Source organism: Enterobacter sp. 6722112, assembly GCF_058661685.1.
The window spans coordinates 4,484,875-4,501,118 of record NZ_JBZWGR010000007.1 but is presented as its reverse complement, the minus strand read 5'-3'; the positions used below and the strand labels follow the sequence as shown (position 1 = coordinate 4,501,118).

The 16,244-nt window shown below is 49.6% G+C and carries 13 protein-coding genes and 1 tRNA gene; 9 read left to right on the top strand and 5 right to left on the bottom strand.

From position 1 onward, the window contains the following. Positions 1–27 precede the first annotated feature (27 nt). Entirely contained in the window at positions 28–1,722 is a 1,695-nt protein-coding gene (locus AC4OVU_RS23010; RefSeq protein ID WP_110292431.1) for an AsmA family protein, read from the top strand. 84 nt (positions 1,723–1,806) lie between these two features. Here the strand turns inward: AC4OVU_RS23010 and yicI are convergent, their stop codons facing one another. Beyond that, positions 1,807–4,125, bottom strand: coding sequence for an alpha-xylosidase (yicI, locus tag AC4OVU_RS23005; protein WP_491928794.1), 2,319 nt, complete (start codon positions 4,123–4,125; stop codon positions 1,807–1,809). 12 nt (positions 4,126–4,137) lie between these two features. After that, positions 4,138–5,529: a glycoside-pentoside-hexuronide family transporter gene (locus AC4OVU_RS23000; RefSeq protein ID WP_110292429.1), complete on the bottom strand. Its 1,392-nt coding sequence runs from the start codon at positions 5,527–5,529 to the stop codon at positions 4,138–4,140. A gap of 289 nt (positions 5,530–5,818) precedes the next feature. Here AC4OVU_RS23000 and AC4OVU_RS22995 point away from each other — a divergent pair. Both AC4OVU_RS22995 and AC4OVU_RS22990 read left to right on the top strand, forming a co-directional pair. Then, positions 5,819–5,913 (top strand) — tRNA-Sec (locus AC4OVU_RS22995). Between the two features lie 162 nt (positions 5,914–6,075). Next, positions 6,076–7,299: a tyrosine-type recombinase/integrase gene (locus tag AC4OVU_RS22990; protein WP_044599767.1), complete on the top strand. Its 1,224-nt coding sequence runs from the start codon at positions 6,076–6,078 to the stop codon at positions 7,297–7,299. A gap of 95 nt (positions 7,300–7,394) precedes the next feature. Here the strand turns inward: AC4OVU_RS22990 and AC4OVU_RS22985 are convergent, their stop codons facing one another. Beyond that, a complete protein-coding gene (locus AC4OVU_RS22985; RefSeq protein ID WP_044599768.1) occupies positions 7,395–9,020 on the bottom strand; it encodes a UvrD-helicase domain-containing protein in 1,626 nt (541 codons plus the stop codon). 1 nt (position 9,021) lies between these two features. Beyond that, on the bottom strand, positions 9,022–10,722 hold the full coding sequence (locus AC4OVU_RS22980) for an ATP-dependent nuclease (RefSeq protein ID WP_491928793.1): 1,701 nt from the start codon (positions 10,720–10,722) through the stop codon (positions 9,022–9,024). A gap of 205 nt (positions 10,723–10,927) precedes the next feature. Between AC4OVU_RS22980 and arsR the strand changes: the two genes are divergently transcribed. From arsR to arsC, 5 genes are read left to right on the top strand one after another with little or no spacing between them, the layout of a single operon-like run. Further along, positions 10,928–11,278 carry an As(III)-sensing metalloregulatory transcriptional repressor ArsR gene (arsR, locus tag AC4OVU_RS22975; protein ID WP_039272869.1) on the top strand — a complete coding sequence of 117 codons (351 nt, stop codon included), beginning with the start codon at positions 10,928–10,930 and terminating at the stop codon, positions 11,276–11,278. A gap of 47 nt (positions 11,279–11,325) precedes the next feature. Then, positions 11,326–11,688: an arsenite efflux transporter metallochaperone ArsD gene (gene arsD, locus AC4OVU_RS22970; RefSeq protein WP_044599769.1), complete on the top strand. Its 363-nt coding sequence runs from the start codon at positions 11,326–11,328 to the stop codon at positions 11,686–11,688. A gap of 17 nt (positions 11,689–11,705) precedes the next feature. Then, on the top strand, positions 11,706–13,457 hold the full coding sequence (gene arsA / locus AC4OVU_RS22965; protein ID WP_046377360.1) for an arsenite efflux transporter ATPase subunit ArsA: 1,752 nt from the start codon (positions 11,706–11,708) through the stop codon (positions 13,455–13,457). Positions 13,458–13,504: 47 nt separating this feature from the next. After that, positions 13,505–14,794, top strand: coding sequence for an arsenite efflux transporter membrane subunit ArsB (arsB, locus tag AC4OVU_RS22960; RefSeq protein WP_044599770.1), 1,290 nt, complete (start codon positions 13,505–13,507; stop codon positions 14,792–14,794). Positions 14,795–14,806: 12 nt separating this feature from the next. Beyond that, positions 14,807–15,232, top strand: coding sequence for a glutaredoxin-dependent arsenate reductase (arsC, locus tag AC4OVU_RS22955; protein ID WP_044599771.1), 426 nt, complete (start codon positions 14,807–14,809; stop codon positions 15,230–15,232). A gap of 34 nt (positions 15,233–15,266) precedes the next feature. Here the strand turns inward: arsC and AC4OVU_RS22950 are convergent, their stop codons facing one another. Next, positions 15,267–15,821, bottom strand: coding sequence for a GNAT family N-acetyltransferase (locus tag AC4OVU_RS22950; RefSeq protein ID WP_110293160.1), 555 nt, complete (start codon positions 15,819–15,821; stop codon positions 15,267–15,269). On the opposite strand from AC4OVU_RS22950, the gene radC reads away from it, so the two are divergent. Beyond that, on the top strand, positions 15,772–16,239 hold the full coding sequence (gene radC / locus AC4OVU_RS22945; RefSeq protein WP_110293161.1) for a RadC family protein: 468 nt from the start codon (positions 15,772–15,774) through the stop codon (positions 16,237–16,239). The genes AC4OVU_RS22950 and radC overlap by 50 nt on opposite strands. Positions 16,240–16,244: the final 5 nt, after the last annotated feature.

The following is a 16,244-nucleotide window of genomic DNA, read 5'->3' as shown; positions in this document are numbered from 1 at the left end:
TATGTGCGTTTCGCGGGAAGGAAGACCATGAAATTTATTGGAAAGCTGCTTATCTATCTTCTGGTAGCCCTGCTCATTGTAGTGCTCGCCTTTTATTTTCTGCTCCAGACCCGCTGGGGCGCATCGCAGGTCAGCAGCTGGATCACGGTGAATACCGATTACGAGCTCAACTTTGACCTGATGGATCACCGCTTTTCATCCCCTTCTCACATCCTTCTGGAAAACGTTACCTTCGGACGAGATGGCAAACCGGCCACGCTGGTCGCTAAAAAAGTGGATATTGGCTTAAGCAGCCGCCAGATCACCGACCCGCTGCATATGGATGCCATCACCCTGTTCGATGGCACGCTGAATTTATCGCCGCAGACGGCGCCGCTGCCGTTCCAGGCCGACCGTCTGCAACTGAATAACATGGCCTTTAACAGCCCGAATACGGAGTGGGATCTCAGTGCGCAAAAGGTGACCGGCGGCGTCAGCCCGTGGCAGCCCGAGGCGGGGAACGTACTGGGAAAAAATGCGCAAATCCAGATGAGCGCCGGGTCGCTCACGCTCAACGGCATACCGGCCAACAACGTGCTGATTCAGGGACAACTCAACGGCAAAGAGGTGGTGCTGAATACCATCGGTGCCGATATGGCGCGCGGCTCGCTGACGGGCTCGGCTCTGCGTAATGCCGACGGTGGCTGGGTTATCAACACCCTGCGTCTGAATGAGATCCGCCTGCAAAGCGACAAATCGCTGCTGGATTTCTTCGCCCCTCTCTCCACCCTGCCTTCGTTACAGATTGGGCGGCTGGAAGTGACCGATGCCCGTCTACAGGGGCCAGACTGGGCGGTAACCGACCTCGATCTCAGCCTGCGTAACCTCACCCTGAGTAAAGGTGACTGGCAAAGCCAGAAGGGACGGTTATCCATGAACGCCAGCGAATTTATCTACGGCTCGCTGCATCTGTTTGACCCTATCCTGAATGCGGAATTCTCCCCGCAGGGCATTGCGCTGCGTCAGTTCACCTCCCGCTGGGAAGGGGGCATGGTGCGCACCTCCGGCAACTGGCTGCGCGAGGGTCAGGCGCTGGTGCTGGACGACGTTGCCATTGCCGGGCTGGAATATACGCTTCCGGAAAACTGGAAAACGCTGTGGATGGACCCGCTTCCGGCATGGCTGAACAGCGTGACGCTAAAAAAATTCGGCCTGAGCCGCAACCTGGTGATCGACATCGATCCGGCGTTCCCGTGGCAGATCACCTCCCTCGACGGTTATGGCGCTAATCTGCGGCTGGCGCAGGATCACAAGTGGGGCGTGTGGGGCGGTAACGCAACCCTCAACGGGGCGGCAGCAACCTTTAACCGCGTCGACGTGCGTCGCCCGTCGCTGGCGCTGAATGCCAACGCCGCAACGGTAAATATTACCGATCTGAGCGCCTTTACCGAGAAAGGGATCCTGGAAGCAACCGCCACCGTGTCACAGCTGCCACAGCGACAAACCACCGTGAGCCTGAACGGGCGCGGTGTACCACTCAACGTTTTGCAGCAGTGGGGCTGGCCAGCGCTGCCGATTGCGGGCGACGGCAATATTCAGCTCACCGCCAGCGGCAGCGTGCAGGCCAATGCGCCGCTGAAGCCGACGGTGAATGGGAAGCTGAGCGCGGTGAATATGGATAAACGGCAGGTACAACAGACGATGACCGGCGGGATGGTGTCGACGGTGGCTCCGGCACAGTAAATAGCCGGGTGGCGGCTTCGCCTTACCCGGCCTACGATCTAATGTAGGCCCGGTAAGCGAAGCGCCACCGGGCATTTTTCCAGCTCAGAGGTGAACCACCACCTCATCCCCCTCGGCTTTCACCACCACACCCCATTCGCTGCCCGTATGTGAACCGCCTTTTACGCCGCCGACCTTCTGCACGTTGCGCAAGCATACCGACCAGTTTTGCGCATCTCCCGCGCCGGTAAAGGTCACGACTTCGCCCTGACGTGACGCCTTCAGCGCAAACACTACAGAACCGTCCGCCGCAGGCACTTCACTCACCGCCGTTGCGCCATCGCTCAGGTTGAAGAGCTGGAAGGCCGTCTCCTCGTGCCACGCATAGTCCGGCTTCTGGTTATTATTGCCGAGCGCCAGCAGCGTGTTGTCGCGCACATAGACCGGCAGGCTCAGGAAATCGTGCTGCTGCTTATGCCAGCGGCTACCCTCGATTTCATCGTTGTGCCACAGGTGCGTCCAGCGCCCATCCGGCAGGTAAAACTGCACGTCACCCGCCTCGGAGAACACCGGCGCCACCATCATTGAATCCCCCAACATGTACTGGCGGTCGAGGTAATCGCACGCCGGATCGTCCGGGAACTCCAGCATCATCGCCCGCAGCATCGGCGTGCCGAACTCGTGCGCCAGCGCCGCCTGACGATACAGGTACGGCATCAGCTGGCATTTCAGCTGCGTGAAGTGGCGCACCACATCGCAGGACTCGTCATCGTACACCCACGGCACGCGGTAGGATTTGCTGCCGTGCAGGCGGCTGTGGCTGGAGAACAGCCCGAACGCGCACCAGCGTTTGTAGACGTGCGCCGGAGCGGTGTTTTCGAACCCGCCGATATCGTGGCTCCAGAACCCGAAGCCGGACAGCCCAATCGACAGCCCGCCGCGCAGGCTTTCGGCCATCGACTCATAGTTGGCGTAGCAGTCGCCACCCCAGTGTACCGGGAACTGTTGCGCACCCACGGAGGCAGAACGGGCAAACAGCACCGCCTCTTCTTCTCCCACCGTCTCTTTCAGCACGTTCCACACCAGTTCGTTGTAGATGTAGGCGTAATGGTTATGCATCTTCTGCGGATCGGAACCGTCAAACCACTGGACCTCCGTCGGGATACGCTCGCCGAAGTCGGTCTTGAAGCAGTCGACGCCGATCTCCACCAGGCCTTTCAGTTTGTCCGCATAACACCTGCACGCGTCCGGGTTGGTGAAGTCGTAGATCGCCAGCCCCGGCTGCCATTTGTCCCACTGCCACAGGGAGCCGTCCGGGCGCTTCAGCAGGTAGCCCTTCTCTTTCAGCTCCCGGAAGATCGGCGATTTCTGGCCGATGTACGGGTTGATCCACACGCAGACCTTCAGCCCTTTCTCTTTCAGGCGGCGGATCATCCCTTCCGGATCCGGGAAGGTCACCGGGTCCCACTCGAAATCGCACCACTGGAAGGCCTTCATCCAGAAGCAGTCGAAGTGGAACACGTGCAGCGGCAGGTCGCGCTCGGCCATGCCGTCGATAAAGCTGTTCACCGTCGCTTCGTCATAGTTAGTGGTGAAGGAGGTGGTCAGCCACAGGCCGAACGACCACGCAGGCGGCAGCGCCGGACGGCCGGTAAAGCGGGTATAGCGGCTCAGCACTTCTTTCGGCGTCGGGCCGTCGATCACGAAGTACTCGAGATATTCCCCTTCCACGCTGAACTGCACTTTGGACACTTTCTCGGAGCCGACTTCAAACGAGACGTTTTCCGGGTGATTCACCAGTACGCCGTAGCCGCGGTTGGTCAGGTAGAACGGGATGTTTTTGTAGGATTGCTCGGTGCTGGTGCCGCCGTCGCGGTTCCAGGTTTCGACCGTCTGGCCGTTGCGCACCAGGGCGGTAAAGCGCTCGCCCAGGCCGTAGACCGTTTCCCCCACGCCCAGATCCAGACGTTCAAACACATAGTTGCGATCGGTATTGCTGTCCTGCACGTAGCCGTTGTTTTTCAGCTGGCTGCCGGTAATGCGCTGGCCGTTGCGCAGGAAATCCAGCGCCCAGAACTCGCCTTTGGTAACGCGCACGCTAACGCTGCCGCTTTTCAGCTCGGCAAATTCGGCGTTGTTTTCAATCTCAACTTTTACATCCTTCAGAACGTTCAGCGGATAGTGCGGACCGTTATTCAGCGCACCCTGGAAGTGCTCAATGCGCACCCCGACAATCCCTTCCTGCGGGGCAAACAGGCGCACCGTGAACATCAACGTGTCGAGCTGCCAGGTGCGTTCGCGCACGTCACGCGGCGCCACATACACCACCAGGTCATTGCCCTGCTGCTCCACGTCGAACACCTGCACCGGATAGGTCACATTCAGGCCCGGTTGAATAAGCCAGTTTCCATCACTGATTTTCATGCTTACGTCCTCTTAGTTCTGCAATTCTTTGCTGACCGGCAGGTTTTCAAACTCCTGCTGATTGCGGCGCGCGCCCTGCGCCAGCTCGCGCAGGATTTTGGTCAGGAATGGCGTTTTCAGCATGTAGAAGCGTTTGGCGATGATGGCGCTCAGCACGTAGCAGATCGCCGGAGCCAGCGTAAACAGGCCGATAATGATGCTGATGGTTGCGCTGTTCTGGGTTTTGGCTGCCGCGTCGTAGCCCCCACCTGCCAGCATCCAGCCGATCATCGCCCCGCCCAGCGCCAGGCCGAGCTTCAGCACGAACAGCGTGCCCGCAAAGCTGATGCCGGTCAGGCGCTTGCCGTTAGTCCATTCGCCGTAGTCGACGGTATCGGACATCATTACCCACTGAATCGGCGTCACCAGCTGGTGCAGCACGCCGATAACGAAGATGAAGCCGAACATCAGCACGGTGGCATGCATCGGCACGAAGAACATCGCCACGCTGACCACCGCCAGCGCGGCGTTGGTCCACCAGAAGATGCTGACCTTGCACTTCCAGTCGGTGAGCGGTTTTGCCAGCGCGGAGCCAATCAGGTTGCCGACGCAGTAGGTGGTGAGGAATGCGACGAATACTTCCGGCGAGCCCATGATCCAGGTGCAGTAGTACATCATCGCGCCCCCGCGCACGCAGACGGCGAGAATGTTGAGGATGGTGAGCACGCCGACGATGCGCCACTGGTCGTTTTGCCAGATGTCGCGCAGATCTTCCCGCATAGAGGTGGTGCTCGGCGGCACCTGGATGCGCTCTTTGGTGGTGAAGAAGCAGAACGCCAGCATCAGGAACGCGACCACCGACAGCACGGCGATCCCGCCCTGGAAGCCGAAGGCTTTGTCATCCCCGCCAATCAGGTTCACCAGCGGCATCATCAGCACCGTGGAGAGCATGCCGCCCGCCGTCGCCAGCACAAAGCGCCAGGACTGGAGAGAGATACGCTGCGTCGGGTCGTTGGTGATCACGCCGCCCAGCGCGCAGTAAGGGATGTTGACCACGGTATAGAGCAGGGTCAGCAGGGTGTAGGTAACGGCGGCGTAAACCATTTTACCGTTGAGGCTGAGGTCCGGCGTGGTGTAGGCCAGCACGCAGACGATGCCAAACGGAATAGCGCCGAACAAAATCCACGGACGGAACTTGCCCCAGCGGCTGCGGGTGCGGTCGGCGATCAGGCCCATGCACGGGTCGGAGATCGCATCCAGCGCGCGCGCCAGCAGGAACATGGTGCCGACAAACCCGGCGGGAATACCAAAAATATCGGTGTAGAAAAACATCATATAAAGCATGACGTTATCAAAAATGATGTGGCTGGCGGCGTCTCCCATGCCGTAGCCAATCTTCTCTTTTACTGACAATACTTCGCTCATCTTTTTATATCCTTCACGCTGTAGGGGGCGCTGAGACCGGTTGCATTGGTTTTAAACCATTGTTTCAAAGGCGGGTATTGCGTTTTCTGGTTAGCAGATTACGTTTCTTGTTTTTTGTGATCGCGGTAAATGTTGGGAGCACGAAAGGCTAACCTGAAGATTTTCTTAAGAATTAACCGAAACAGGGGTATGCAGGTCAAAAGAGAGGTGAAAAAAGTGGTGTGGGGTATGTGGTAAATGCCTGAAAGTAGCTATAATGCGCCCCGCCTCCATGTAGCAATGCAGGCGCGGAAGATCGTCATCTCCGGTGAGGTGGCTGGACTTCAAATCCAGTTGGGGGCGCCAGCGTTCCCGGGCAGGTTCGACTCCTGTGATCTTCCGCCAATTAGCCTCTACTGAACTCCACTGTCTCAAGTAAATCCCCTATAATACCCGCAATTAAAGCTGATTATGTTCTCCCGAGGTCTACTGTCTCTACCAGAATCAAGTGCATTCTGGGGGCATAATGGGGGGCATGATTTATAGCCCTATTTTGAGATGCCCCCAATGAAGCTAACAGTCAGACAAATTGATACAGCCAAACCCAAAGAGAAGCCGTATAAGCTATCTGATGGTGGCGGCCTCTACCTTGAAGTAACTACCAACGGCTCACGTTACTGGCGTTTAAAGTATCGCTACGCAGGTAAAGAAAAGCGTCTTGCTTTCGGCGTTTATCCCGAGATTTCTCTCGCTCAAGCACGCGAAAAGCGTGATGCTGCGAAAAAGCTGCTGTCTGCCGGAAGCGATCCCGGTGAAGTAAAGAAAGCAGAGAAAATTGCCCAAAAGCTTAACTATGAAAATACCTTCGAAGCTATTGCCCGTGAATGGCATCAGTTGAGAGCGGATCGTTGGTCATTACGCTATCGCGATGAAATTATTGATACCTTTGAAAAGGATATTTTCCCCTACATCGGTAAGCGCCCTATAGCTGAAATTAAGCCCATGGAATTGCTGGAAACCCTTCGTCGTATGGAAAAGCGTGGTGCATTAGAAAAGATGCGCAAAGTCAGACAGCGCTGCGGTGAAGTTTTCCGTCATGCGATTGTGACCGGACGCGCTGAATACAATCCAGCACCCGATCTCGCCACAGCCCTCGCAACACCAAAGAAAACACATTTTCCATTCCTGACAGCCGAAGAACTCCCTCACTTTCTTAGGGATCTTGCCGGTTACACCGGTAGCGTTATTACCAAGACTGCGACTCAAATCATCATGCTTACAGGGGTACGAACCCAGGAATTACGTTTTGCCCGCTGGGAGGATATCAATTTTGAAAAGCGGCTTTGGGAGATCCCTGCTGAAGTGATGAAGATGAAACGACCACACATCGTTCCGATGTCGGATCAGGTTGTCGAACTTTTTGAGTCACTTAAACCTATTACCGGGCTATACCCACTGGTATTCGTCGGACGTAACGATCGAACGAAGCCGATCTCAAAGGAAAGCGTTAATCAGGTTATTGAGTTATTGGGATATAAAGGAAGGCTGACAGGACATGGTTTCCGCCACACGATGAGTACCATCCTCCATGAAGAAGGTTTTAACTCAGCGTGGATAGAAACGCAGCTAGCACATGTGGATAAGAACGCGATACGTGGGACTTACAACCATGCGCAGTATTTGGAGGGGCGTAGGGAGATGATGCAGTGGTATGGGAACTATCTTGACAACCTTATTGTTGATAGAGATAGTTCAGTATACTTTCCAGACCTAAAAACCATTAATATGTAATATGTTAATTATCTTTATTAATGTATAAGCCATTGTGGGTATTTAAAGCAGATAAGAACAAATATGGTGCATATTAAAATATGCACCTGTATTTTCTAACGATAAAGACCCTCTAGTTGGGGCAATTTAAAAAAGTAAGATGCTTCAGACTTCTTAAATGCCCCAGTCGAGTTTTGGCGTAACTCTGCATTAATTAATACGCAGCATTTCTCAGCTCTTGTAATACCAACGTAATGAAGGTTTGTTTCTTGTGGAAGACTGGGATAAAGTGCTATATTTCTATCAACCTCATTTACTAATCTATATGGAAAAGACCATTCATCCATATCCAAATGTAATACTATTTTAAATTCAAGTCCTTTAGACTTGTGAAGTGTCATTACTTGAACTTCATTTTTATCTAATGGCATAAACTGCTTTAAGTACATACCATCTGATATAATTTCCAAAACTGCATTATCATTAGATTCAGTAAACTGAATGTTTAGCATTCCAGCGATTTCATGGAAGTAATTAATTAGTTCCTCATCAGTTAGATTACTCCTGAGAATTTTAATTTTTTTCCTTAATAAAAACTGATGGTTGTCATTCATGATTAAGCCATCAAATACTTTATTAATTAATTCTTGCGCAGTACCTATTGCCTTGTATCTATACGCTAGAAGATCTTTATATAAATCTGAACATTCTGTGCCCAATTTATCTAATGGCGTATCAATATAAACCCTGAAATTTGATGTCAATCCCGAGCATAGCAATAGTAATGACTGTTCTTTTCTTGCAAAAATAGCTATTTGGCTTGCTTGCTCCACGCCCCATTGACCTACATTTAACCATTTTGAAATCCATGATGATAATGTCATCGAAACATCTTTAAGATTTCCAGGCAATCTCTTCCTATAAACATTAATACTTTCACTTGGCAATAATACGAAATTTGAATCTAGTAGTCGAGATGCATAATTAATTATTGATGAATGACATCTATGATTTAAATTTATCTCAAAATGCTCAAAAATACTTTTATCTCTAACCAAGTCAAGTAACAACTCTGCATTTCCACCTCGAAACTCATAAATTGATTGCCAAACATCACCAACAGCAATAGAACATAAACCGATCTCATTTATTTTTAAAAATAATTGATGCTGTGATAAGGATGAGTCTTGATATTCATCTATAAATATATGGCTATATCTCGCTTTTATATATCGTTGTGCTGCAGGAGATTCATTGAGTATTTTTAAAGATAAGGCAGCAAATGAACTCATCCACAGCATTCCCTCATCATACAGTCTCTTATAGCCAGCGTCTTCATTGACATTAACAATTGATGGTGTTCCAAAAAAATCCTCCTTTAAGTAATATTTATAAGGAGAATCTAATTTCTTAAGTACTTTACATTCTGTTGGTTTGCCACCCCATATTTTGGGAAGAAACGGAATGATTATTTCATTTAAGCAAAAGCTATCAATCGTACCAAAAAAACTATGTTTTATATCGTGCCCATCGGCCTTACATCTACGCTCTAGTTCTGCACTTGCTTTCCTTGTAAAAGTAATAGCAATGACTCCTTTATGCTCAGGAAGACAACCGGTAATATTTCTAATTTTCTCTTTTATAACTGTAGTTTTACCGCTACCAGGGCATGCTGTTATTACCATACTTTTAGGGTAGTCAATGGCTGATGCTTGCTGAGTGGTTGGTGAAAAAACGCTCATTTCATTCACCTTTAACTATTTTTACAAGATGGTGTAACGGTTTAACCAAATCACCCATACTAAGTTTATCAAGGTCATTTTTAATTTTCTTAAGAAGTATACGCATTCTTATTGCTTTTTTCTTTTGTAAATATTCTATTGCGCTTTGGTTATTTTTTTTATCTAGTGCATCTAATATTGAAGCACCTAATTCTTCTACAAGATCAGTTTCCAAATCAATTTTTGATAAATATATTCCAGATCTATTCACTTCATCAGAAACTTTTTGCCAATCACCGTTAGCAAGAGTATCTTGAGAAGATATTTTTTTGTCGCTATGCTCAAACTTTTCTATACCAGCTATATCTAAACATCGATTAATCCCTGCATAGTGCCACTTTTCTTTATCTTTTAGCTTTGATACATCGTTATCAGTGCGCATTACCCATGGAATTTCTAAAGCATCTAGAATTGCTGCGTATATTTTAAATGATATTCCATCAACTGAAATCAATGAAATATTTAAATAATCTAGGTCAATTTTCAAACTTTTAGCTAAGGAATGATAAAACAAAATTTCGGATGGCCCTTCGATTAAGAAAACGCCATTTGAAAAAAATGATTCTGCTGGTAATATACTCATCCGATAGCTCATATCCTCCCAGCCATCTGAAATACCTTTTGAGCATCCTTCACTTGCGGCTACAGTGTGTCCCCCACGGTCAAGCAATCTTATTATAGAGTCTGGCTCAAAGTTTACCGCTATTTGGGGAGAATGTGATGAAATGATCGTTTGACCTGGGAGTTCAGCTATCAAATAATCAGCCAATTTTCTTTGTTGGTGAGGGTGTAGGTGTGCTTCAGGTTCTTCGATAACATAGAAGATGACTTCGTTATCGATATCATGTTCCTTAATACTTTTCGCTTTCCATAATGCTAATAATATTTGATTGTTCCGTCCGTCTCCTCCAAGCATTACGTTAGAACCATTTGTATTAGCTCCAAGTTGTAGATTATCAATTAAATCATTTATTCCAATTGCCCCAGTATCTAGTTGCACAGAATACTCTGAATAATGATGTGCAAGTTTTTTCAACTCATCGTTGACTTCTTTTGTAGCTCTTTCTACATATACAAGCTGAGATATTTTATCATTGATCAACTGCAAATCTGTACTTATCTCTCCTAATAAATCTTCATCTTCTTTTCTTTCATCAGAGTTCAATGATTGTTGGGCAATTTTTAAGAGTTGTCTTTTTTCTTTGCGGATAAATCTTTCTAAATCTCGTTGTGACTGAATATATTTTAGATTAACGAACTTAAGATAATAACGAGAGTTAATTTCTTGTAAAGACTCTAAAGAGTCACCTATAAAAAGTTTGTAGCTGAGATCAGATTTTTGTGCAACATACTTAATGAAAGATTCACCAGAGTCACTGACATTACCTTTCAAAATTGAAAGAACCGCATCTTCATTGATATCTTTAAAATGAAGAATAATCTCAAACTCTTCACATGAATTCCCATTTTCTAAATGGAAATCAAGCTCATTTGGTTCAATTTCTGAATCTGATACACTTTTATCTAATAGCATTCTTAGCGAATGCAGCATATTACTTTTGCCAACATCATTAGCTCCGATAATCAGAGTGTTCGAATTAAAATTGATATGTGCATCTTTAAAGTTTCTAAAACCTTTAAGTTTCAGATATGATATTTCCAACTTAAAATCCCTCTTTAAAGTAAAAAATCATATTTATAATGAGGTTTCACGTAAAGTATGCAACCTAATTTTGCTCATTTTTTGCAGCAGATCTATTAGTTGATTTGGTGAAACGAAGGGTCTACTATGATCATAAATATATGCTTTACCATATGCATTGATTCTGTTCTTTAAGCAACACAATTTCAAGGCCTCGTTAAATTTAATGAAAATCATAGCATTACAACTGTTCAAAAATCTCTCCGATGAAACCCGCCTGGGCATCGTGCTGCTGCTCAGGGAGATGGGAGAGCTGTGCGTGTGCGATCTTTGCACGGCGTTGGAGCAGTCGCAGCCCAAGATCTCCCGTCATCTTGCAATGCTCCGGGAAAGTGGTCTATTGCTGGACCGTAAACAGGGTAAGTGGGTTCACTACCGCTTATCCCCGCATATTCCTTCCTGGGCCGCTCAGGTGATTGAGCAGGCCTGGTTAAGCCAACAGGACGACGTACAGGCCATCGCCCGTAAGCTGGCATCGGCAAACTGCTCTGGTAGCGGTAAGGCTGTTTGCATCTAAAAAATTTGCCTGGACATATATGCTTTTACGAATGTGAGGTATTTAGAATGAAGACGTTAACGGTGTTTGACCCGGCAATGTGCTGCAGTACCGGCGTATGTGGCTCAGATGTCGATCAGATTCTGGTTGATTTTTCTGCTGATGTGCAGTGGCTGAAAGGACGTGGCGTACAGGTTGAACGTTACAACCTGGCGCAGCAGCCCATGAGCTTTGTTCAGAATGAGAAAGCGAAAGCATTCCTCGAAGCATCTGGCGCAGAAGGGCTTCCGCTACTGCTGTTGGACGGTGAAACGGTGATGGCAGGGCGATACCCAAAACGTGCTGAGCTGGCTCGCTGGTTCGGTATTCCGCTGGAGAAGGTCGGGTTAACTCCCACCAGCTGCTGTGGTGGTAATACTTCCTGTTGCTGAATATGTCAGGAGGACATATGAAATTCTTACAGAATATCCCGCCTTACCTGTTTTTTACTGGCAAGGGAGGCGTAGGAAAAACTTCTATTTCCTGCGCGACGGCTATCCGCCTTGCCGAACAGGGTAAGCAGGTTTTGCTGGTCAGTACCGATCCTGCCTCGAATGTCGGCCAGGTATTCGATCAGGCTATCGGTAACACCATTCGCCCTGTGACGGCAGCTCCTGGACTTTCCGCTCTGGAGATTGACCCGCAGGAAGCCGCCCAGCAATACCGCGCCAGAATCGTTGATCCTATTAAAGGTCTGTTGCCTGATGACGTTGTTAACAGTATCAGTGAGCAGCTTTCAGGAGCCTGTACCACTGAGATTGCGGCGTTTGATGAGTTCACCGGTTTATTGACAGACGCTTCCCTGCTGACCCGTTTCGATCACATCATTTTTGATACAGCGCCGACGGGCCACACGATTCGCCTTCTTCAGCTTCCCGGAGCCTGGAGCAGTTTCATCGAAAGTAACCCGGATGGTGCTTCCTGTCTTGGTCCAATGGCTGGGCTGGAAAAGCAGCGTGAGCAGTATGCTCATGCGGTAGAGGCGTTATCCGATCCTGAACGTACCCGCCTGGTTCTGGTTGCACGACTGCAAAAATCTACGCTGCAGGAAGTCGCCCGCACCCATGAAGAACTCGCCGCAATTGGCCTGAAAAACCAGTACCTGGTTATTAATGGTGTGCTGCCTAAAGCCGAAGCTGAACATGACGCCCTGGCCGCTGCGATATGGCAACGTGAGCAGGAGGCACTGGCAAATCTTCCTGCCGGTTTATCTGAGCTACCGACAGATACCCTATTACTACAGCCAGTCAATATGGTTGGTGTTTCAGCATTGAAGGGACTGCTGGATACCCATTCTGAGGCATTACCGCTCCCGGTAACGAACATCCTGTACACGCCTGAAAACTTATCGCTCTCTGGCCTGGTCAATGATATCGCTCGCAGTGAACACGGCCTGATTATGCTGATGGGCAAAGGTGGCGTAGGGAAAACCACGATGGCTGCTGCCATCGCCGTCAGGCTGGCAGACATGGGATTTGACGTGCATCTCACGACCTCTGATCCTGCTGCACACCTGAGTACAACGCTGAACGGCAGCCTCAAAAACCTGCAGGTCAGCAGCATCAACCCTCACGATGAAACCGAACGCTATCGCCAGCATGTTCTTGAGACGAAGGGAAGAGATCTGGACGAAGCAGGGAAACGGCTACTGGAAGAGGATTTACGCTCTCCCTGTACTGAAGAAATTGCCGTGTTTCAGGCCTTTTCCAGGGTGATTCGTGAAGCGGGTAAACGGTTTGTTGTTATGGATACCGCCCCTACGGGACACACGCTATTGCTGCTGGATGCGACCGGGGCTTACCACCGAGAGATTGCCAAAAAAATGGGGAGTAAAGGTCATTTTACTACCCCAATGATGCAGCTTCAGGATCCGGATAGAACCAAAGTTCTGCTTGTTACGCTTCCTGAAACCACACCGGTGCTGGAAGCGGCAAACCTGCAGGCTGACCTTGAAAGAGCGGGGATTTATCCGTGGGGCTGGATTATCAATAACAGCCTTTCCATTGCGGATACGCGCTCTCCGTTGCTTTGCCAGCGCGCTTGTCAGGAACAGCCTCAGATTGAGGCTGTTAAGAATCAGCACTCTAACCGTATAGCGCTTGTTCCGGTGCTGGCGTCAGAGCCTGCCGGTATTGAAAAACTCAGAGAGTTGATGAGTTAATTTTTTGGCATATACAGGGCGACAAAGTCGCCCTGTCAGGAGGTTTTATGTTACTGGCAGGCGCTATTTTTGTCCTGACCATTGTTTTGGTTATCTGGCAACCAAAGGGATTAGGGATCGGCTGGAGTGCAATGCTGGGCGCGGGACTGGCTCTGATATCTGGCGTTGTGCATGTGGGCGATATTCCGGTGGTGTGGAATATCGTCTGGAATGCGACGGCGACCTTTATTGCCGTGATTATTATCAGCCTTCTGCTCGATGAATCGGGCTTTTTCGAATGGGCAGCGCTGCACGTTTCCCGCTGGGGTAACGGTCGCGGACGTTTGCTCTTTACGTATATCGTTCTGCTCGGCGCAGCGGTGGCGGCACTGTTTGCCAACGATGGTGCGGCACTTATTCTGACGCCGATAGTCATCGCCATGCTACTGGCATTAGGGTTCAGCAAAGGCACCACGCTGGCATTCGTCATGGCTGCCGGTTTTATTGCCGATACGGCCAGCCTGCCGCTTATCGTGTCGAACCTGGTGAATATAGTCTCGGCGGACTTCTTTGGACTGGGCTTCACTGAGTATGCGTCGGTAATGGTGCCGGTGGATATTGCCGCTATTATCGCCACGTTGGTGATGCTGCATCTGTTCTTCCGCAAAGATATTCCACCGACTTACGACCTGGCTCTCCTGAAAGCACCGGCAAAGGCGATTAAAGATCTGACAACCTTCAGAACCGGCTGGATAGTTTTAATTCTTCTGCTGGTTGGGTTCTTTGTCCTTGAGCCGCTGGGTATTCCCGTTAGCGTGATTGCGGCTGTTGGCGCTGTGATCCTGTTTGCAGTAGCTAAACGAGGCCATGCCATTAACACCGGTAAAGTGCTGCGCGGTGCGCCATGGCAGATCGTTATCTTCTCGCTGGGGATGTACCTGGTGGTCTACGGTCTGCGCAACGCCGGGCTAACCGAATACCTTGCAGGTGTGCTGAACGTACTGGCGGATAAAGGACTCTGGGCTGCGACGCTCGGTACTGGCTTCCTGACGGCTTTCCTGTCTTCCATCATGAACAACATGCCTACCGTGCTGGTTGGCGCTCTCTCTATTGATGGCAGCACCGCAACAGGCGTTATCAAAGAAGCGATGATTTATGCCAACGTGATTGGCTGCGATCTGGGACCTAAAATTACACCTATTGGTAGCCTGGCAACGCTGCTCTGGCTGCATGTCCTTTCACAGAAGAATATGATCATCACCTGGGGATACTATTTCCGCACCGGGATCGTCATGACTCTGCCTGTGCTGTTTGTAACGCTGGCCGCGCTGGCGCTACGTCTCTCTTTCACTTTGTAATGAGATACTGATATGAGCAACATCACCATTTATCACAACCCAGCCTGCGGCACGTCGCGAAATACGCTGGAGATGATTCGCAACAGTGGTAATGAACCGACCGTTATTCATTACCTTGAAAATCCACCGTCACGCGATGAACTGGTCAAACTTATTGCAGATATGGGGATTACAGTACGGGCGCTGCTGCGTAAAAATGTCGAGCCTTATGAAGAACTGGGGCTTGCCGAAGATAAGTTTACTGACGAGCAGTTAATCGATTTTATGCTTCAGCATCCGATCCTGATTAACCGCCCGATTGTGGTGACACCGTTGGGAACGCGCCTTTGCCGCCCTTCCGAAGTGGTACTGGATATTCTTCCGGATGCGCAAAAAGGTGCATTTGCTAAGGAAGACGGCGAGAAAGTTGTTGATGAAACAGGTAAGCGATTGAAATAAACATAAAGGGGGCAGACGCCCCCTTATTCCTGCCTCAAGGCATAAGATCTGAACCTTCTGGCAGAGTACTATTGCCTTCACCAAGTTTCATTTGCAGCAAAACCGTGTCAAGCCAGCGGCCATGTTTGAAACCAATGTCCTTTAATGTGCCTATTTCAGTAAATCCTGCGCGGATATGCAGCGCAACAGAAGCAACGTTAGCGCTGTCACCCACAACAGCAATCATCTGACGATATCCCTGAGATTCGGCCCATTTTAATGCATGATCGAGCAGTGCTTTTCCGACGCCCTGGCGCTGATAAGCCGGATCAATATATATCGAATTTTCAACCGTGAACCGATAAGCATGGCGTTCGCGGTAACGGGAAATATAACAGTAGCCAATGATCGTATCGCCCTGCAGGGCGACATACCATGGGAATCCCCGAGACTGAATGCTCCTCAGTCGGTTAAGCATTTCCTGCATATCCGGAGGTTCGGTTTCGAAGCTACCTGTACCATGCAGAACATGGTGAGCATAGATATTGCGTATCGCGGTAATGTGCTGTTCTTCAGCTTTGATATTTCCTGCAAACGAGCAGCGAGTCATCCAGCGAGCATTACGTCTGCTGGAGAAATACCAGCGTCAACCGAGTGAGTCATTTACCTCTGCCAGCCTTACAAAAACCTGGCTGCAACTGCAGATGGCTCACCTGGAGCGGGAAGTCTTCATTGTAATGTATCTCGACAATCAGCATTGCCTGCTAGAGCGGGAAACACTGTTTACCGGCACGCTCAGCCATACCGAAGTGCATCCCCGCGAAGTGGTTAAATCAGCCCTGAAACATAACGCTGCTGCGGTCATTTTGGCGCATAACCACCCGTCCGGCACGACAGAAATTAGCCAGCAGGATAAACATGTCACTCAGCGAATTGCTAAAGCCTTGGCTCTGGTGGAAGTGCGTGTGCTGGATCATCTTGTGGTCGGGAACGAAGTGGTGTCTTTTGCTGAATGTGGCTTGTTATGAGGTGC